At 64.5% G+C, this 17,777-nt stretch carries 18 protein-coding genes; 13 read left to right on the forward strand and 5 right to left on the reverse strand.

The window, feature by feature from the left end; genetic code table 11:
- Window positions 1-28 precede the first annotated feature (28 nt).
- From HV796_RS08355 to HV796_RS08380, 6 genes are all read left to right on the forward strand, one after another.
- Window positions 29-967: a phosphate acetyltransferase gene (locus HV796_RS08355; RefSeq protein WP_175225988.1), complete on the forward strand. Its 939-nt coding sequence runs from the start codon at window positions 29-31 to the stop codon at window positions 965-967.
- 4 nt (window positions 968-971) lie between these two features.
- Entirely contained in the window at window positions 972-2,156 is a 1,185-nt protein-coding gene (locus tag HV796_RS08360; RefSeq protein ID WP_175225989.1) for an acetate/propionate family kinase, read from the forward strand.
- A gap of 25 nt (window positions 2,157-2,181) precedes the next feature.
- On the forward strand, window positions 2,182-2,964 hold the full coding sequence (gene fabI, locus HV796_RS08365; RefSeq protein WP_175225990.1) for an enoyl-ACP reductase FabI: 783 nt from the start codon (window positions 2,182-2,184) through the stop codon (window positions 2,962-2,964).
- A gap of 38 nt (window positions 2,965-3,002) precedes the next feature.
- Window positions 3,003-3,260, forward strand: a complete 258-nt coding sequence (locus HV796_RS08370; protein ID WP_175225991.1) for an RNA recognition motif domain-containing protein — start codon at window positions 3,003-3,005, stop codon at window positions 3,258-3,260.
- An 18-nt stretch (window positions 3,261-3,278) separates the two neighbouring features.
- Window positions 3,279-4,346: a hypothetical protein gene (locus HV796_RS08375; protein ID WP_246355756.1), complete on the forward strand. Its 1,068-nt coding sequence runs from the start codon at window positions 3,279-3,281 to the stop codon at window positions 4,344-4,346.
- Between the two features lie 198 nt (window positions 4,347-4,544).
- A complete protein-coding gene (locus HV796_RS08380; protein ID WP_175225992.1) occupies window positions 4,545-5,399 on the forward strand; it encodes an oxidoreductase in 855 nt (284 codons plus the stop codon).
- Between the two features lie 24 nt (window positions 5,400-5,423).
- Here the strand turns inward: HV796_RS08380 and HV796_RS08385 are convergent, their stop codons facing one another.
- Window positions 5,424-6,416 (reverse strand): zinc-dependent alcohol dehydrogenase family protein, encoded by a 993-nt coding sequence (locus tag HV796_RS08385; RefSeq protein ID WP_175225993.1) that lies wholly within the window; start codon window positions 6,414-6,416, stop codon window positions 5,424-5,426.
- A 365-nt stretch (window positions 6,417-6,781) separates the two neighbouring features.
- Between HV796_RS08385 and HV796_RS08390 the strand changes: the two genes are divergently transcribed.
- Entirely contained in the window at window positions 6,782-7,198 is a 417-nt protein-coding gene (locus tag HV796_RS08390) for a universal stress protein (protein WP_175225994.1), read from the forward strand.
- A gap of 126 nt (window positions 7,199-7,324) precedes the next feature.
- On the forward strand, window positions 7,325-8,329 hold the full coding sequence (locus HV796_RS08395; protein WP_246355757.1) for a PTS sugar transporter subunit IIA: 1,005 nt from the start codon (window positions 7,325-7,327) through the stop codon (window positions 8,327-8,329).
- A gap of 52 nt (window positions 8,330-8,381) precedes the next feature.
- Here HV796_RS08395 and HV796_RS08400 read toward each other — a convergent pair whose 3' ends face one another.
- Window positions 8,382-8,876, reverse strand: coding sequence for a hypothetical protein (locus HV796_RS08400; RefSeq protein ID WP_175225995.1), 495 nt, complete (start codon window positions 8,874-8,876; stop codon window positions 8,382-8,384).
- 200 nt (window positions 8,877-9,076) lie between these two features.
- Between HV796_RS08400 and HV796_RS08405 the strand changes: the two genes are divergently transcribed.
- Window positions 9,077-10,015: a S1C family serine protease gene (locus HV796_RS08405; protein WP_175225996.1), complete on the forward strand. Its 939-nt coding sequence runs from the start codon at window positions 9,077-9,079 to the stop codon at window positions 10,013-10,015.
- Window positions 10,016-10,055: 40 nt separating this feature from the next.
- Window positions 10,056-10,760, forward strand: coding sequence for a helix-turn-helix transcriptional regulator (locus HV796_RS08410; protein WP_175225997.1), 705 nt, complete (start codon window positions 10,056-10,058; stop codon window positions 10,758-10,760).
- Window positions 10,761-10,864: 104 nt separating this feature from the next.
- Here HV796_RS08410 and HV796_RS08415 read toward each other — a convergent pair whose 3' ends face one another.
- Entirely contained in the window at window positions 10,865-11,572 is a 708-nt protein-coding gene (locus HV796_RS08415) for a glutathione S-transferase family protein (RefSeq protein WP_175225998.1), read from the reverse strand.
- Window positions 11,573-11,873: 301 nt separating this feature from the next.
- Here HV796_RS08415 and HV796_RS08420 point away from each other — a divergent pair, with 301 nt between their 5' ends.
- From HV796_RS08420 to HV796_RS08430, 3 genes are read left to right on the forward strand one after another with little or no spacing between them, the layout of a single operon-like run.
- Window positions 11,874-12,566 (forward strand): (2Fe-2S)-binding protein, encoded by a 693-nt coding sequence (locus HV796_RS08420; RefSeq protein WP_175225999.1) that lies wholly within the window; start codon window positions 11,874-11,876, stop codon window positions 12,564-12,566.
- Window position 12,567: 1 nt separating this feature from the next.
- Complete coding sequence (locus HV796_RS08425) at window positions 12,568-13,548, forward strand: FAD binding domain-containing protein (RefSeq protein ID WP_175226000.1); 981 nt, start codon at window positions 12,568-12,570, stop codon at window positions 13,546-13,548.
- Window positions 13,549-13,581: 33 nt separating this feature from the next.
- The gene (locus HV796_RS08430) at window positions 13,582-15,825 is read left to right on the forward strand and encodes a xanthine dehydrogenase family protein molybdopterin-binding subunit (RefSeq protein WP_175226001.1); all 2,244 of its coding nucleotides are present in this window, start codon (window positions 13,582-13,584) and stop codon (window positions 15,823-15,825) included.
- A gap of 25 nt (window positions 15,826-15,850) precedes the next feature.
- On the opposite strand, the gene HV796_RS08435 is transcribed toward HV796_RS08430, so the two are convergent.
- Window positions 15,851-16,786, reverse strand: coding sequence for a LysR family transcriptional regulator (locus HV796_RS08435; protein ID WP_175226002.1), 936 nt, complete (start codon window positions 16,784-16,786; stop codon window positions 15,851-15,853).
- Between the two features lie 188 nt (window positions 16,787-16,974).
- Window positions 16,975-17,679: an HAD hydrolase-like protein gene (locus tag HV796_RS08440; RefSeq protein ID WP_175226003.1), complete on the reverse strand. Its 705-nt coding sequence runs from the start codon at window positions 17,677-17,679 to the stop codon at window positions 16,975-16,977.
- Window positions 17,680-17,777: the final 98 nt, after the last annotated feature.

The raw sequence follows: 17,777 nt of genomic DNA on the forward strand, positions 1-17,777 counted from the left end.
TGCGCCGGCCGCCTGCGAGGATAGGCTTATGGAACGCCAGCACGAAAAATATGAACGGCTGATCAGCTATTGCAAATCGCTGTCGCCGACGCCGACCGCCGTCGCTCACCCATGCGATCAAAGTTCGCTGCAGGGCGCGGTCGAAGCGGCGCAGATGGGTCTGATCGCGCCCATTCTGGTCGGCCCGCGCGAGCGGATCATTGCCGTCGCCGACGAGCACGGCATCGACATCGCGGCGTATCCGATTGTCGATGCACCGTTCAGTCATGCGGCCGCAACCGCCGCGGTTCAGGTGGTGCGCGAGGGCGGTGCGCACGCGCTAATGAAGGGCAGCCTGCATACCGACGAACTGATGAGCGCGGTGGTGAGTCGCGACGCAGGGCTGCGCACCGCGCGGCGCGTAAGCCATTGCTTCATCATGGACGTGCCGGGCTACGCCGATCCGCTGATCATTACCGATGCGGCGGTCAATATTGCGCCGACCCTCGAAGCGAAAATCGACATCCTGCAGAACGCGATCGATCTAGGCCATGCGCTGAAGTTCGAGCAGGTGCGCGTGGCGATCCTGTCCGCGATGGAGACGGTCAACCCGAAGGTGCCATCGACGATCGAGGCGGCCGCGCTGTGCAAGATGGTGGACCGCCATCAGATCACCGGCGCGCTGGTCGATGGACCGCTTGCGCTCGATAACGCGATCGATCTCGAAGCCGCACGCATCAAGAAGATCGATTCACCGGTGGCGGGCCGTGCGAACGTGCTGATGGTGCCGGACCTCGAAGCGGGCAATATGCTCGCGAAGAGCCTGTCGTTTCTCGCCGGCGCGGATGCGGCAGGCGTCGTGCTGGGCGCACGCGTGCCGATCATCCTGACGAGTCGCGCCGATTCCGTGATGACGCGGCTTGCGTCGTGCGCGGTCGCGGCGCTGGTTGCCCAGGCGCGCGCTCAGACGACGAAAGTGATGGGGTAACGCAATGACCGATGTCATTCTCGTATTGAACGCCGGCTCGTCGAGCATCAAGTTCCGTGCTTACTATATCGAAGGCGGCGAACTGGGCCTCGGGTTGCATGGGCAGGTCGAAGGGCTTTTCAGTGCGCCGCACTTTATTGCCCATGACCGCCATGGCGAAGCAGCCGGCGAGAAGCGCTGGGGAGACGGCGCCAAACTGTCGCATGAAGAAGGCATTCAGTTTATCTCGCAGTTTCTGACCAGCCATCGCGGCGACAACCGTCTGGTCGCGGTCGGCCATCGTGTCGTGCATGGTGGCGAGAAGTTTGCGAAAGCGGTGCTTGCGACACCCGACGTCGTCGACGAGCTCGACAAGCTGACGCCGCTCGCGCCGCTGCATCAGCCGCACAATCTGAAGCCGATCCGGATAGTCGCGGCGATGCATCCGCATCTGCCGCAGGTCGCGTGCTTCGACACCGCGTTTCATCGCTCGCAAACCGAACTCGCGCAAGCGTTCGCGCTGCCCGAATCGATCACCGCGCGCGGCGTGCGGCGCTACGGTTTCCACGGGCTGTCGTACGAATATATCGCGCAGGCACTGCCGAACTTCTCGAAGCGCGCCGCGCAAGGACGCACGATCGTCGCGCATCTCGGCAATGGCGCGAGTCTGTGCGCGATGCACGCGGGGCGCAGCGTTGCTAGCACGATGGGCTTCACCGCGGTCGACGGCTTGCCGATGGGCACCCGCTGCGGCAGTCTCGATCCGGGCGTGATCCTCTATCTGCTCGAAGAGCTGAAGATGACCCCACAGGCAATCGAAGACCTGATCTACAAGGAATCGGGGTTGCTCGGCGTGTCCGGTGTGTCGGGCGATATGCGCAAGCTGCTGGCGAGCGCCGCGCCGCGCGCACGTTTCGCGATCGATCTGTACACGTACCGGATCGGACGCGAGATCGGTTCGCTCGCGGCCTCGTTGCAGGGCCTCGATGCGCTCGTGTTGACGGCGGGCATCGGCGAGAACTCTGCCGAAATCCGTCGGCGTGCGGCTGAACAGGCCGCGTGGCTCGGCATCGAGCTGGACGCGGCCGCGAACGAGGCCGGCGGGCCGTGCATCAGCACGCCGTCGAGCAAGGTCGAAGTGTGGACCATTCCCACCGATGAAGAACTGATGATCGCGCGTCACACGCGCGCGGTCGTCGATGCATTGTGACCTCGCGGACAAAAGGAGCTCGACCATGACGCAAGACGCTTCACGCCCGATCCTGAAGGACATGAAGGCGCTCGTCACCGGCATCGCCAACGAGCATTCGATCGCATATGGATGCGCAAAAGCGTTTCGCGAATTGGGCGCCGAACTTGCGATCACCTATCCGGACGACAAGGCCAAGCCCTATGTCGAGCCGGTTGCGCGCGAATTGGAGGCGCCGATTTTCATGCCGCTCAACGCCACCAAAGAGGACGATTTCGACGCGGTTTTCTCGCGCATTCGATCTGAATGGGGCAAGCTCGACATCCTCGTGCATTCGATCGCATGGGCGCCGAAGGACGATCTGCAGGGCGGCCTGCTCAACTGTTCCGCGGAGGGCTTTTCGGCCGCCATGAATATCTCGTGCCATTCGTTTATCCGGATGGCCCGCCTTGCGGCACCGTTGATGAAAGACGGCGGCTCGATATTCACGATGAGCTACTACGGTGCGAACAAGGTCGTGCCGAACTACAACGTGATGGGCCCGGTCAAGGCCGCGCTCGAGGCGAGCGCACGATATCTCGCCTACGAACTGGGTCCGCAGCGCATTCGCGTGCATCCGATTTCGCCGGGGCCGCTCAAGACGCGTGCGGCGTCGGGCCTCAAGGACTTCGATCTGCTGCTGACCGAAGCCGCCGAGCGCGCGCCGCTTGGCGAGCTCGTCGACATCATGGACGTCGGCTTCACGTGCGCGTTTCTTGCGACGCCGTATGCGCGGCGCCTGTCGGGCGAGACAGTGTACGTCGACGGCGGCGTGCACATCATGGGTTAGTGGGGCGAGCGTCGTTGTTTTAAAGAAGGAGATCGGCAATGGCTGACATGGTGATTGGCAATATCGAAGACGGCACGTCGGATGAAGAAATTCAGGCGTTGCTCGTCAAATATGGCTTTCCGGTCTATGACCAGATTCAACATGTGCCCGGCGACGGCTCGCGCCCGGCGGTGCTGCTGAGTTTCGAAGGGACCGAACCGGCTGCTTTGCGGATGCTGCAACCGCGGATTCACAATCTGTTCTGGAAAAATCGCCGGATCAACGTTGTGATCATGCAGGAACGCAGCGATAACTGAGCGACAAATGAGCGACAAATGAGCTCGACGGGCGGGGAGGCCGACATGGGCTTTTTAAGCCGGCTCTGGCGCCGCGCCAGCGGGACCGAGCGCGGCGATTCACAGAAATCGAAACATAGCGCAGCCGAAGTGACGCAAACGATCGCGCGCATCACAGGCGCGATTCCGCAACTGCAACTCGCGCGGCAATACGAGTCGCGTCTTGCACCGGCGGTGCGCCGCACGCTCGACTACGCGAGCGATATCGTCGCGGCGCTGCCTGCGCCGCGCGATGCGGCCGCGAGCACGTGGTCGAGCGACCCATATATTCACGCATTCTTCGCGACCTCCGACGATGTATGCGTCGCGTTCGGCCGTTCGCACGAATTGCGCGAATGGTTCGACGATCATATCGATTGCGGCGAAGTGTACGCGGTGCTCGGCATGGACATGACTGAGCGCAGTGTGCTCGGAGTTGCTCAGCAGGACGGCAAAACGCGCACCGACGTGCGGCAGATAACCATCAGCTTTAGCGATCATCGGGTGCGAATCTGCGGGCGCAGCGAAGCGGATCTGCACGACGAGATCGTGCGGCGTCTGGTCGATCAACTGGCGCTTGAAGCGCTCGAGCAGATCGCGGACGACAAGTCGCGCCGGGACGCACTCGAACAGGAGCGTGCGTTGCTGAAGACGCGGCTCCAGTTGTTTCAGCGCCAGGGCGCCGGGATGCACGCGGTGGCCGGGTCCGCGCCGGTCGAACTGGCCGAGGTCGCCCGCCTTCAGCGGGAGATCGAGGAAAACGAACGCAATCTGGCTGAACTGGGCTTTAAGACCGAGGCGATCGAACGTCAGTTCGATAAGGTTCAGGGCATCTACGCAGACCCGGCGGCGCACACCTACGTGACGGTCAAACAGTTGCGACTCGACCGCATGAATGTGGTCGTCGACGCGCCGTCCGCGCGGCCGGCCGCGGATCTCGAACTGCGTATCGCGCGCATTCCCGCGAGCCCGTCCGAAATGCGTGCGTTCGCGATCGTGCGCTTCAAGCGCGCGGACCTGCCGCCCGCAGGCGGTCTGTTCGGCGATACGAACCGGGTGATCGTCTGACGCGTCGATTGGCGCGAAGCCTGCAACGCGACGCACGCGTGGCCGAATCGATTCGATGAACGTAAACAGGCCAAACCGCGCAAGCCGGGAACGCTTTTCGCTAATCGTTCCGCATAGGCTTACGATTTGAAGAAAGGTCGCAGGCTTAGGTAATATCGCTTCCCTGGCTTGCCTTCCTTCATTTCCGGAGACCTCATCATGACTTCATCCACGACGCCTGTCTGGTTCATCACCGGTTGTTCAACCGGGTTCGGCCGCGAACTGGCGCGCGCGGTGCTCGCGCGTGGCTGGCGTTGCGTGGCGACTGCGCGTAACAAGGCTTCGCTTGCGGATCTTGCGGACGATGCGAGCGACAGGCTGTTGACGCTCGATCTCGACGTAACCGACGCGATGCAGATTGGCGCCAGTGTCGACGCGGCGCTCAAGCGGTTTGGCGCGATCGACGTGCTGGTCAACAGTGCGGGCTATGGGTATCAGACGGCTATCGAGGAGGGCGTCGAGGCCGAGATTCGCGCGCAGTTCGACGTGAACGTGTTCGGCCTGTTCGCGATGACGCGGGCCGTGTTGCCGACGATGCGCGCGCGCCGCAAGGGCCATGTGCTGAATATCACGTCGCTCGCGGGCCTGGCGGGCTACGCGGGGTCCGGTTATTACGCGGCGAGCAAGCACGCGGTCGAAGGCTGGTCGGATTCGCTGGCGGTGGAAGTCGGGCCGCTCGGCATCAAGGTCATCTGCATCGAGCCGGGGCCGTTCCGCACCGACTGGGCCGGCCGCTCGCTCAAGCAGACGCCGAACCGGATCGCGGACTACGCGGAAACAGCCGGCAAGCGGATGCAGTCCACCGCGCAAAGCAGCGGTGGGCAACAGGGCGACCCAGTGCGCGCCGCGCAGGCGATGCTGAAGATTACCGAAGTGAGCGATCCGCCGCGCAATCTGGTGCTGGGTGCGGCAGCGCTCAATGGCGGCACCGAACGGCTGCGCGCGTTGCTGGCCGATATGGAAAAGTGGCGCGACGTGACCCTCGGGGCGGATTTTCCGGCGAGCGGGAAATAGCGCGAACGGCTGCCGGGGCCTCGTTTAGCCAACCGTGACGACGATCTTGCCGACTTGCTCGTTGGATTCGAGAAAGCGCGTGGCTTCCTGAATCTGATCGAATTCGAAAGTCCGCGAGATAAGCGGCACAAGCGCACCCGATTCGAGACCTTCGTTAATGAACGCCTTGGCGCGTTCGAGAAGTGCGTCGTTGTCCGTGATCTCGATGTAGAGATAACCTTTGAAGGTCAGGCACTTACCGAGTAGCGCAAACTGCGGGAATGTCCCTTCGTCCGGGCTGAGCGCGCCATACTCGAGCAGGATGCCGCCAAACGACATGCACTGGGCGAGTTGCGCGATGGCAGGCCCGCCGATGGGATCGAACACCACGCGAGCCCCGTTGCCTTGCGTGATCGCCTTCACCCGGGCCGCGAGGTCGTCTTCGGCCGTGGCGATCACATGATGGGCGCCGGCATCGCGCAGCGGTTGGGCCTTCGCGCTTGTGCGGGTGGTTGCGATAACGGTCGCGCCGACGCTTCGTGCAATTTGAATCGCGGCGATGCCAACACTGCTCGAGGCCGCTGAAACGATCACACAATCGTCGGCGCTGAGCTTCGCCTGCGCGATCAGCGCACCCCACGCGGTCACATATTGCATCCACGCTGCGGCGGCCTGTTCGAACGTCAGCCGCTTCGGGTGCTTGACGACGTATCGGGCGGGAATGTTGATGAGTTCGCCGTAAGTGGGCCAACGCGCCATGTCCAGGGTCGGAATGACGCTAACCGCATCGTTTTCAGCGAAGCCCGTCACGTTTGCGCCCAGCGTCCTGACAAGGCCCGCGGCCTCATAACCAAGCTGCGAAGGGAATACCGCTTCCTGAAGATAGCGGCCCGTGCGAAACATCACCTCGGCGCGATTCAGGCCAATTGCCTTCACAGCGATTTGCACTTCGTCCGCGGCAGGTGCCGGAACAACCACGTTTTCGATACGCAGCACGTTCGCGTCGCCATATTCATGAAAGCGCACAACACGGGTCATATAACCTTCCTGGGAGGGGCTCAGGCCGTATGGCCGAGCATTGGCGCCATTGTCTGTGCCAACGCTACGTCGCGCAATACCAGGTGTTTCTTCATTCTTCAGATAGTTCATCGGCTTTCCTCCGACGCAGCACTGCGCCGATCCGGAATTAACGCTGCCTTAATGGCACACAGCGCGGCATGCCCCGCGATAGGCGACGCGCCGCGCACGTTCGCCCGACTGACGTTGGAACCGCGCGCCGACGCCTGACTGTACGCGACAAAATTAATGGGATTTATATATCTCGACGCCGATATTTTGCTGTGCGTTGACGCGCCAGTTGCTCAAATACAGTTGTAGGTTTTTCACTGTCGAACGGATGTCCCATGCTACGGCTGCTGATTCCTGTGATCCATCACGATGGCGCGCTGCAAGCGGCGCGCCACGCGGCGTTTCTGCACGCGGAGCGTTGCGTGTCCGAAGTCGAGATTGTCGAAGTGCTCGAGCCGCTGGACTGGGGACGCACTGCTGCCTTCCATTCGCAGAGCGCGCTGCGGCTGCACGAAAAGCGTGTGATGCTGAGTGCGCTGATGAATACGCGCGCGATTCTGGACGACGCGGGCGTGCCGTACCGCTGGAGCCGCGCATTCGGCCCGGTCGCGGAGACAATCGCCGCGCGTGCGGCATTGCAGCAGTCCGATGCGGTGATCGTCGACGCAAGCCAGCTCGGGTTCCTGACCCGCTGGTGGATCATCGCGAGGCTATGGCGGCTCACCCGAGCGCCCGTCACGATGCTGCACTAACGGCGCGACGCCCACGCATACCCTGATTCTTTACGATCTCCTTTTTATGCCCGTGAAAGCGGCTTTTACGCGGCTTTTGCACGGCGTCGGATATCCTTTCAGCAAGCAACGAACCGTGAGGGCGACATGGCGCACCCATTGGCGGGCCTGCGAGCGCTGATCAAGCGCAGCAGGGCGGAAAACCGCGCGGAACATCTCACACGATCGGGCCGGGAGCCCGGGCGCAATGTGATGCTGCATGTGACCGTCGATGCGCAGCATACGACGCCATTTCGCGAAGCACTGATTCGCGATTGCGGCAACCAGCAATGGACACTGCGTGTCGCGCCGCTACGCGATAGCGGACGCGTGCGACTGTCGCTCTACCTGCCGAAAGCGGATGTCGGTGACGCGATGCACCGTCTGTCGCAACTGACGCCTGACGCCGAAGTGGGGCAGGTGGTCGAGATTCCCGATGCGCCGAGCGACGCGTGGCGCAGCCTGATGCAAGCGGACGCGCAAGGCAATGGGTCCCGGCCGAAGCAGGCGGCCACACGTCGCGCCGATGCGCCCGCAGGTCAACGCAACGGTGGCTCGCGCGTAACCGCTGCGCAAGCCGGCGCGGCGGCCGAACCCTCGATCGAAACCCTCATCCCCGCACAGCCGAGTCTCGCGCAACTCCTGCCGGCGAGCCACGTGCTGCTCAGCTTGCGTGTCGACGACCGCGAGCAGTTATTCACCCAATTGAGTCATACATTTGAAACGCTGTGCGACGTGCCGGCGGGCACCGTGACCGCCGGGCTTACGTCGCGCGAAGCGCTTGGGTCGACCGGACTGGGGCAAGGCGTGGCGGTGCCGCACGGACACATCGAAGACCTTGCACGGCCCGTCGCGATCTATGCGCGCCTCGCCGAACCGATCGCGTTCGACGCGCCCGACGGGCAGCCGGTTAGCGACATCGTCGCGCTGCTGGTGCCGCAATGGGCCGATAGTGCGCATCTGCATCTGCTCGCGGAGGTCGCGGAATGCTTCTGCGACCATCAGTTCCGCGACCGCCTGCACGAGTGCGCGGACGCCGACGCCGTGTGCCGGCTGTTCAACGGCCGCGCAACGCTGGAGCACGCTGCACGGGGTGACCGGCGCCTGACCTGAGCGCGCGGTCGCAGTGGCGCATCGTATAAACGCGTTGGCCGCGCAAACTCCTTTATTGGGGCAAGTGCCGCAGTTCCTGCTCGACGGACTGAAGCAGATGGCGGACGTGCCGCAGTTCATTTTCGGCGATGTTCCGCAAATACACGTGCGCCACGGGCGGATGCTGCGCGTCCAATGCCGGCTGAGGAAACTGATTTATCCGCTGCAGCAGTTCACTTTCACGTGAGCGTAATGAGTTGCGCTTGCCCTCCAGTTCGCGCCGCCGATCTGCCTGCAGTTCACGTACATTGCCGCTCGCTCCCGCATCTCCGCCGCCGCCCCTCAGACCGATGAGGCTCCGCGCGCCGGAGCGCGGCAGACCGTCTCGTATCACCGCGCCGGCGTGTTGGACTGGTTGATCGTGTTCGGGTCGCGGCACGTCGGCTGGCGTGAACGGCGTCGTGCGCTCCGGCGTGAAATGTCCGGGTTCCGTGTGAAACCCTCCCCATCGAATGACCGAGGGATTCGGCGCGACGAAGGTAGAAACGTGTGCAGAGCGAGCAAACATGTCGGTTCTCCCAGTGAATGAAAGACGGCGCAGCGCTCGAACACGATGGTTCGGTCTGCGCGTCAATTTCACTGTCTGCCGGCCGAGGCAGGGTGGTGCAGGGTTACCTCGTCGCACGCAATACCACCTGTTCGGGTGGTGCACGCATGCGTTGCCTCTGTCATGCTGAGTTCGAATTCGAACCGCGGGAGGCGACGCAGATGGAACTCTCAACTTCAAATGGACAGCCGTTGCAGGCGCTGTCCGATCAGATGGCGCAGATCGTCGGGCAGATCGCGCAGAGCGTGGTCGCGGTGCACGGGCGGCAACGCGTCGCGTCGAGTGGCGTGATATGGCGTGATGGCGTGGTGGTGACGGCCGCGCATACGCTGCGGCGCGACGACGGCATCGATGTGACCTTGCCGGATGGCAGCACAGTCGCGGCAAACTTCGCGGGCCGCGATCCGGGGACCGACGTCGCGGTGCTCAAGCTCGACGGCGCGTCACTCCCCGCAGTCGCCACCGGCGACGCAAGCGCACTGAAGCCGGGCCACCTGGTGCTCGCGGTCGCGCGGCTCGACAGCCTCGGCGCCAGTGCGGATTTCGGCGTTATCGGTGGCGTCGGCGGACCTTGGCGCACGTGGCGGGGCGGCCAGCTCGACGCGTTCGTGCGGCTCGACGGCGGCCTGTATCCGGGCTTCTCGGGCGCGCCGCTCGCCGATATGCGCGGCACGGTCGTCGGCCTATGCACGTCGGCGCTCGCGCGCGGCGCCGGGATGGTGATTCCCGCATCGACCGTCACGCGTGTCGCCGACGAGTTGCTGGCGAAAGGACGCGTGTCGCGTGCGTACGTCGGTATCGGCACGCAACAGGTGAGCTTGCGCGACACCTGGATCGACGCACTGAAGCTTTCGACGGATCGCGGGCTGCTCGTCGTGTCGCTCGCGCGCGGCGGGCCGGCCGAACAGGCGGGCGTGTTCGTCGGCGATATCGTGACCGCGCTGGATGGCCAGCCTTGCCGCGACGTGGACGATCTGCACGCGGCACTCAGCACGGCGCGCGTCGGACAGCCGCTCAAGCTCGACCTGATCCGCGGCGGCGCGCGCAGCGAATGCACGGTGGTCGTCGCTGAGCGGCCGCAGCAGCATGGGTGCCGCTGAACAGCCCCGCGCGTTGCCGCCAGGCGCCACGGCGGCCGCCATGTGCGCGACGGACGGCATCGGCATCGCGGTCGCGGTGATCGCCGATCAGCCGGATGTGCGTGCGAGCCTGCAAGCGATCGTCGATGCGCATCCGACATGGCGGTTCGCCGGCAGCGCGGCCGATGCCGACGCGCTCGCCGATAGCTGCGCCGACGACGCACCGGACGTGATCGTCGCCGATATCGCACCGGATGCGGCCCGCGAGGTGCTCGCGAGTCTGGCGGAAGGGTTTGCGCCGCCGCTGGTGTTGCTGGTCGACGATGCGGACGGCGAACGTGTCGCGGGTGCGCTGGGAGACTTTGCTACGGCGGTTGCGATTGCACTGCTGCCGCACGATGCCCCTGCGCAGCAGATTGCCGCGGCAGTCGAAGCCGTCGCGGCGGGATTGTGCGTGCTCGCGCCGGAATGGGCTGCACGGACACCGGATGGACGGTCCACACCGCACCCGCGCGCATCGGGACTCGCGTCGAGAGCGGACGATGCGCACCCTCCGCGCAATCCGCCCGATGCGCTCACGTCCCGTGAAATCGACGTGCTGTCGATGCTTGCCGAAGGCCTCGGCAACAAGGACATCGCGCGCCGGCTCGACATCTCGGACAACACCGTGAAGTTTCACCTGTCGTCGATTTTCGGCAAGCTTGGCGCGACGAGCCGCACCGAGGCGGTGATGCTGGGCATGCGGCGCGGCTACGTGATGGTATGACAGGGTGTGACGGGCCCGCATTAACCGGCATTAACAGGCATCAACGGACCTCGGCGGGACTTAACGGGACCCAGCGGGCCTCGGCGGCTATCGTCATCGATCGGTTAGCTTGCCGCGCCGCCTCGCGCGACCGCCTCTCGCAACGCGACGCAGTACGCCACCAGGTGCGGCCGCGACACGACGAACTGCTTGAGCGGCGTATCGATGTCATAGAAATAGATGTTCGCGACAAAGCCGTACACGGCTGCATCGATACTCGACGGCCGCTCGCCGAACAGAAAACCGTCGTCGTGAATCAGATTCGTGATCACCTGCAGGTCCGCCATCCCGCGCGCATAGACCTGGTCCGGCTCATAGCGGCCGATGCCCTGAAAGTGATAACGGTTGAAGTTGTACTCGCGCGCGGCTTCCAGCGCTTCTGCGTTCAGCTCCGGATGCTGCGCGAGCAGCGCCGCGCGAAAGGTCGGCCAGAAGCGTTCGTCGCGCCAGCGCGAATACGACATCACCCAGTACAGGTCGTCGAGCGTACGCCGCAGCATCAGATCGAGATCGCGCTGCGCATCGGTCAGCGCGGCATCGATCGGCAGCGCGTATTGGCGTTTCAGGTAACACAGAATCGCGTCGCTATCGCCGATTGTTTGCCCATCGTCGACTAAATACGGTAGCTGACCGCGCGGCGCGGCTTTCGTATCGAGCACGTGCCGATGGTCGAACGACAGTCCGCATAGCCGCAGGAACGCGAACACTTTCAGCCCGTAGGGGTTGTTGTCTTCGAGGCCGTACAGCTGCGGATACGAATACAGGGTGATCATCCGTGTGCTCCTCACGCCTGGAGGCAGCACGACCGGTCGTGCTGCGGCAAACAGAATTCTATGCCGCGCAGGCTCGTATTCGGCACCTCACGGCGGTGCGCACGCGTCCCGCACACCGCCCGCTCGCCGGCAAACGGGTGAGCATTGTTCAGTTTTGGTTCAAGCGGTATGAAGCGCTGACCAATGGCCTAGTGAAAACCACTATGGCAATGTCTGGCTCGATGATGACGCACGATAAGCCATCGGATGGTTTGTCAGGTCCTCACTGAATCTCTGATCCATCAGCAACCGGGGAATGCAAATGACAGCGTATAACGAGGACGCCACGCATCGCGATCCGCTTTCGGGCGAGGCGGGCAGCGGTGCGCCAGGTCCTGCCGGCGTGACACGCCGCGGCTTTCTGAAATCGGTCGGCGCATCGGGTCTCGCCGCCGCGGGCACGTCGATGGTCTCGGTCGCGGTGCTCGCCGACGAAGCCCCCGCTGCTGTGCCGGCGCCGGCCACGGGACCCGACGGCGGTCCGTACACGGTGCAGTTCACGGTGAACGGCGTCGCGCACCAGCTGAACGTCGAATCGAACGCCGTGCTGCTCGACGTGCTGCGCGACCGGCTGCAGTTGACCGGCACGAAGAAGGGCTGCGATCACGGTCAATGCGGCGCGTGCACGGTGCATGTGAACGGCGTGTCGGTCAACTCGTGCCTGTCGCTCGCGGTGATGCACGACGGCGATCAGATCACGACCGTCGAAGGCATCGCGAAGAACGGCACACTGCATCCGGTGCAGCAGGCGTTCTGGGATCACGATGCGTATCAATGCGGTTACTGCACGTCGGGGCAGATGATGAGCGCGGTCGCGCTGCTGCACGACGCACGCGTGCCGGCCGACGATCATTCGCTGCGTGAAGCGATGAGCGGCAATATCTGCCGCTGCGGCGCCTACAAGAACATCGTCGCCGCGATCCAGGACGCGCGCGGCAAGCTGCGGAGGGCCTGAGATGCGCTCATTCGACTACACCCGCGCTGCGAATGTCGACGATGCGATTGCGGCACGCGCGCAGACGAATACCGTCTTTCTCGCCGGCGGCACGACGCTGCTCGATCTGATGAAGCTCGATGTGATGCGCCCGGCGCGCGTCGTCGATATTCACAAGCTTGCGCTGACGCAGATCGACGTGCTGGACGACGGTCGCGTGCGCGTCGGCGCAATGGTCAGCAACACCGATCTCGCGCGCCATGAGGTGATCCGTACGCGCTACCCGGTGCTGTCGCAGGCCCTGTTGTCGGGCGCGAGCACGCAACTGCGTAACAAGGCGACCACCGCCGGCAACGTGATGCAGCGCGTGCGCTGCGGGTATTTCCGCGACGGCGTGTCCGCGTGCAACAAGCGCGAACCGGGGTCGGGCTGCGCGGCGATCGCCGGCAACAACCGTAATGTGCATGCGGTGCTGGGCGGCAGTGACCAGTGCATCGCCGCGCATCCGTCCGACATGTGCGTCGCGATGGCTGCGATCGGCGCAACGGTCCACGTGCAGGGGCCCAACGGCGCGCGCGACATCGACTTCGTCGATTTTCATCTGCTGCCGGGCGACACGCCGTGGAAAGAACATGCGCTCAACGACGGCGAAATGATCACGCACGTGACGCTCGATGCGCCGCTGCCGCACAGCCGCTCCGCGTATCTGAAACTGCGCGATCGCGCGTCGTATCAGTTCGCGCTCGCGTCGAGCGCGGTGATCGTCGTGCTCGACGGTCATACGATTCGCGACGCGCGGATTGCGCTGGGCGGCGTCGGCACGAAGCCGTGGCGCGCACAGCACGCGGAAACCCTGCTCAAGGGGCAGCCCGCGACGCTGGCAACCTTTCAGCAAGCGGCGGCCGCCGCGATGCAGGGCGCGCGCTCATATGGGCAGAACGGCTTCAAGATCATGCTCGGTCAGCAGGCGATCGTCCGTAATCTGAGCACCCTCGTCGCATAAAGCGCGGCTTGCCTATCCGATTGTGAGGAACGAATGAACAATGACATCATCGGCGACTCGATGCGCCGGGTGGACGGGCGCCTGAAAGTGACCGGCGCCGCGCATTACACGGCCGATCAGAGCCTGCCGGGCATGGTCTACGCGTACGGCGTCTTCAGTACGATTTCGAGCGGTCGCGTGCTGCGCATCGACACCGCCGATGCGCGCCGCACGCCGGGCGTGCTCGAGATCTTCAGTCACGAGCAGTTTCCGCGTCTGTACCGCGCGCCGCGCACGATCAGCTCGTTCAACGACATCCTGAGCGCGTCGGTGACTGACGAACGCCGTCTGCCGTTCGAAGACGCGACCGTGAACTACGCGGGGCAATTCGTCGCGCTGGTCGTGGCCGACACGTTCGAGCATGCGCGTGAAGCCGCGTACAAGGTCAACGTGACGTATGCGACCAACAAGCCGATCGCGAGCCTTGAGCAGGGCGTCGCCGCCGGCGGCACGCACGACGGCGGCCGCGGCCATACGCGCGGCGACGCGGCGGCGGCGTTCGAGCGCGCGCCGCATCAGATCGACGCGGTGTATCGCACGCCGGTCGAGACGCATAACCCGATGGAAATGCACGCCACGGTCGCGCATTGGGAGGGCGATGAGTTGCATCTGTTCGAGGCGTCGCAGGGCGTCACCGTGCATCGGAACACGATTGCACGTGTGTTCGGGCTGTCGCCGGACCAGGTGACAGTCGAAGCGCCGTTTATCGGTTCGGGCTTTGGCAGCAAGTTGTGGATGTGGCCGCATTCGGTTGCGGCAAGTGCCGCGTCGCGCGCGGTCGGGCGGCCGGTCAAGCTGGTCGTGCCGCGCGCGCAGATGTTCACGACCACCGGCCATCGGCCGGAAACACGGCAGCACGTGCGTCTTGCCGCGGACGCAAGCGGACAGCTGATGTCGCTGCGGCACGAATCGGTGAATACGACGTCGTTGACCGATCAGTACGTCGAGAACTGCGGCGGCGTGTCGAAGAGTCTTTACTCGTGTCCGAACGTGCTCGTGAGTCACGCGGTGACACGCGTGAATCAAGGCTCACCGACGTCGATGCGCGCGCCCGGTGCGGCGCCCGGCCTGTTCGCGCTCGAATCGGCGATCGACGAACTCGCGCTGCAAGCGAATATGGACCCGCGCGAATTCCGTCTGCGCAATCTTTCGACGCGTGATGAAAGCGTGGACTTGCCGTGGTCGAGCAATCACCTGCGTGAGGCGATCCTCAAGGCGGGCGACCGCTTCGGCTGGCAGCAACGCACGCCGGGCGTCGGCTCGATGCGCGACGGGCACGAGATCATCGGCTACGGGATGGCCGCCTGCAACTGGGACGCTTACCGCACGCCCGCGCAGGCGCGCGTCGAGCTGCGCGCGGACGGCTCCGTGTGCGTGATTTGCGCGGTGCAGGATATCGGCACCGGCACGTATACGATTGCCGCGCAGACGGTCAGCAGCATCACCGGCGTGCCGGTCGAGCGTATCGACGTGAAGCTCGGCGACTCGTCTTTCCCGGATGCGCCGGTGTCGGGCGGCTCGTGGGCGACCGCGAGCGTGATGCCGGCGATCGCCGAAGCGACGCGCAATGCGATCGCGCAGCTGAAGGGGTTCGCGACACAGAACGGCGCGATTTTCGACGGCGCCAAGCCCGATGCGCTGAAGTTCGAGAACGGCAAGCTGGTGAACGGCGAGCGCTCGGTCGACTTCGCGACGGTGCTCAAGGCGCAGCGCCTCGCGAGCGCGGAAGGGCAGGCGCATACGCCGGGCGCGCCGTCCGGCAAGTTCTCGTTCCGTTCGTTTGGCGTGCATTACGTCGAAGTGCGCTGGGACCCGGGCATTTCGCATCTGCGCGTCGCGCGTGTGGTCAGCGCGATCGACGTCGGCCGCGTGGTCAATCCGATGACCGCGCGCAACCAGGTGGAAGGCGCGATTGTGATGGGCATCGGCATGGCGCTCTTCGAAGGGACCGAGTACGACGCGCGCAGCGGCTTGCCGTCGAACAACAACTACGCGGAGTACGTGGTGCCCGTGCATGCGGACCAGCCGCAGATCGACGTGATCCTGCTCGACTACCCGGACTATGAGCTCAATGAGTTCGGCGTGCGCGGGATTGGCGAAATCGGTGTGACGGGGCTCGCGGCGGCGGTGGCGAACGCGACGTATCACGCGATCGGCAAGCGGGTGCGCGAGTTGCCGATCACGATGGACAAGTTGATGGAGCCGTCCACCTCGCCGTCGGCGCCACTCAACGCGTAATGGACGGTAGCCGGCGCCGCGGCGCCTAGCGCAAAATCGCGTCGGTCCGCGGCGCCGGCATGCCGGCTGCCTGCTCTTCCTTCAGGAAATCGATCAGCGCGCGCAGCTTCGGCGGCACGCGCTTGCGGTCGGTGTAGTAGAGCGCGAAACCCGGCAGCGCGGGGCTCCAGTCGGCGAGCACACGCACCAGGCGGCCGGACTCGAGCAGCGGGTCGATAAAGCCGTTGATCATGTATACGATGCCGATGCCGTCGAGCGCCGCCTGCACCGCGGCAGACGAGTCGTTGACAATCAACCGGCCGTTGACCGCGAGTTCCAGCGTTTCCCCGCCTTTGGAAAACAGCCATCGCTCGATCTGCCCGCTGGTCGGGCGCCGGAAGCACACGCAAGCATGTGACAGCAGATCGCGCGGATGCTGCGGGCTGCCATGCATCGCAAGGTAATCCGCCGATGCGACAATCTGCGCGGTGATCGGCGGACCGATGTTCACCGCGACCATATCCCGCTCGACCATATCGCCGAAGCGGATGCCCGCGTCGTAACGCTCGCCGACGATATCGGTGAGCCCCGGTTCGATCGACACGTCGAGCCGGATATCCGGGTAAGCGTCGAGAAAGCGGCGCATGATCGGCTGCAGCACCGTCAGGTAGCCCGCGCGCGCGACGCTGATGCGCAGCACGCCAGCCGGCCGGTCGAGCGCCGCGCCCAGTTCTTCCGATGCGGCCGTTAACTCGCGCACCGCCGGCAGCACGCGGTCGAAATAGGTCGCGCCCGCTTCGGTGAGGCTCACGCCACGCGTGTTGCGGTTGAAAAGCGCGAGGCCGACGCGGGCCTCGAGATTGCGGATCGTCTGGCTGACCGCCGATGGCGAGACGCCCAGCCGCACCGCAGCCGCGGAAAAGCCCTGTTCCTCCGCGACGATGATGAACGTGACGATGCCGTCCAGTTGGTCCTGACGCAAGCGTTGATTCCTCCAGGCATGCGGCAGCGCGCGCGGGGTGCGACACCGCTATTCCACTGCCAAGGACGGATCATACCAGGCTGGGCATGAAATGGCTCGCGGCGTCCTGACCAGCGCCGCCGGTCGATCCATCGAACGCAGGGATGACGCGTGGCACCCCGTCTGCCATGGGTGACCGCATGCGGCGGTCAGTTCGGGTCGTTCCTGCGCAGCAGCGGGACGGGTTCGGCGACGGCGAGATCAGTTGGCGGCAGCGTGTCAGCAGCCGTCGCATGCAACATCGCCAGCTCGGAGGGTGCGCGAAAGCCCATGTCAGGATTCTTTTGCAGCAGTGCGTCAAAGCGCGTGTAGCCCCACGCGACGGCGCCGAACTTCACGCCGACGCGTTGCGCGGCTTCTGCGTCACGCAACTCGTCGCCGATGTAGATCGCATGCTCGGGGGCGATCGAGGTCTGATTGAGGATACGGCGCAAGCGGTGCGACTTGCCGAACAGCGTCGACCCGCATTCGAGCGCCGCAAACCGCTCGACCCGTTCGTGGCCGAGCACCGCGTGCACGTTATCGGCCGTATTGGATGTGGCGACCGCGAGCGCGACGCCGTTATCGAGCAGCGCTTCCAGCTGCGTGACGATGCCGGGGAACGGCTGGACCTCATCGATACGCTTGCGCATCATCTTCCGGTAGTCGGACAGGACCGCAGGCACGCGCCACAACGGCAGGCGGAGCTCGCGCAATATTTCCGCCGCGCTCATCGAGCGCATGCGCGATTCGTCTTCCGGCATGACCTGGCGAAACCGGTGTTTGAGCGCGAGCGTATTCAGCGACTCGCCGAATACCGCAAATGTATTGGCCAGCGTTCCGTCGAAATCGAAGATTGCGAGTTTGATCGTCATCGTTCTGTGCGGGTCATGCCGGGCGCCAAGGGAGCAAGGTCCGCCATTATGACGGGGTCGGAGCGAGGCCATCCGGTATCGCGCGACCAGTGAACCGG

Source organism: Paraburkholderia humisilvae (genome assembly GCF_902859855.1).
In the GTDB taxonomy this organism is placed as follows: Bacteria; Pseudomonadota; Gammaproteobacteria; order Burkholderiales; family Burkholderiaceae; genus Paraburkholderia; species Paraburkholderia humisilvae.

Excerpts from the sequence above, each read along its gene's own strand:
- HV796_RS08355 (WP_175225988.1), top strand. The coding sequence starts at position 29 with ATGGAACGCCAGCACGAAAAATATGAACGGCTGATCAGCTATTGCAAA.
- HV796_RS08360 (WP_175225989.1), top strand. The coding sequence starts at position 972 with ATGACCGATGTCATTCTCGTATTGAACGCCGGCTCGTCGAGCATCAAG.
- fabI (WP_175225990.1), top strand. The coding sequence starts at position 2,182 with ATGACGCAAGACGCTTCACGCCCGATCCTGAAGGACATGAAGGCGCTC.
- HV796_RS08370 (WP_175225991.1), top strand. The coding sequence starts at position 3,003 with ATGGCTGACATGGTGATTGGCAATATCGAAGACGGCACGTCGGATGAA.
- HV796_RS08375 (WP_246355756.1), top strand. The coding sequence starts at position 3,279 with ATGAGCTCGACGGGCGGGGAGGCCGACATGGGCTTTTTAAGCCGGCTC.
- HV796_RS08380 (WP_175225992.1), top strand. The coding sequence starts at position 4,545 with ATGACTTCATCCACGACGCCTGTCTGGTTCATCACCGGTTGTTCAACC.
- HV796_RS08385 (WP_175225993.1), bottom strand. The coding sequence starts at position 6,416 with ATGACCCGTGTTGTGCGCTTTCATGAATATGGCGACGCGAACGTGCTG.
- HV796_RS08390 (WP_175225994.1), top strand. The coding sequence starts at position 6,782 with ATGCTACGGCTGCTGATTCCTGTGATCCATCACGATGGCGCGCTGCAA.
- HV796_RS08395 (WP_246355757.1), top strand. The coding sequence starts at position 7,325 with ATGGCGCACCCATTGGCGGGCCTGCGAGCGCTGATCAAGCGCAGCAGG.
- HV796_RS08400 (WP_175225995.1), bottom strand. The coding sequence starts at position 8,876 with ATGTTTGCTCGCTCTGCACACGTTTCTACCTTCGTCGCGCCGAATCCC.
- HV796_RS08405 (WP_175225996.1), top strand. The coding sequence starts at position 9,077 with ATGGAACTCTCAACTTCAAATGGACAGCCGTTGCAGGCGCTGTCCGAT.
- HV796_RS08410 (WP_175225997.1), top strand. The coding sequence starts at position 10,056 with ATGTGCGCGACGGACGGCATCGGCATCGCGGTCGCGGTGATCGCCGAT.
- HV796_RS08415 (WP_175225998.1), bottom strand. The coding sequence starts at position 11,572 with ATGATCACCCTGTATTCGTATCCGCAGCTGTACGGCCTCGAAGACAAC.
- HV796_RS08420 (WP_175225999.1), top strand. The coding sequence starts at position 11,874 with ATGACAGCGTATAACGAGGACGCCACGCATCGCGATCCGCTTTCGGGC.
- HV796_RS08425 (WP_175226000.1), top strand. The coding sequence starts at position 12,568 with ATGCGCTCATTCGACTACACCCGCGCTGCGAATGTCGACGATGCGATT.
- HV796_RS08430 (WP_175226001.1), top strand. The coding sequence starts at position 13,582 with ATGAACAATGACATCATCGGCGACTCGATGCGCCGGGTGGACGGGCGC.
- HV796_RS08440 (WP_175226003.1), bottom strand. The coding sequence starts at position 17,679 with ATGACGATCAAACTCGCAATCTTCGATTTCGACGGAACGCTGGCCAAT.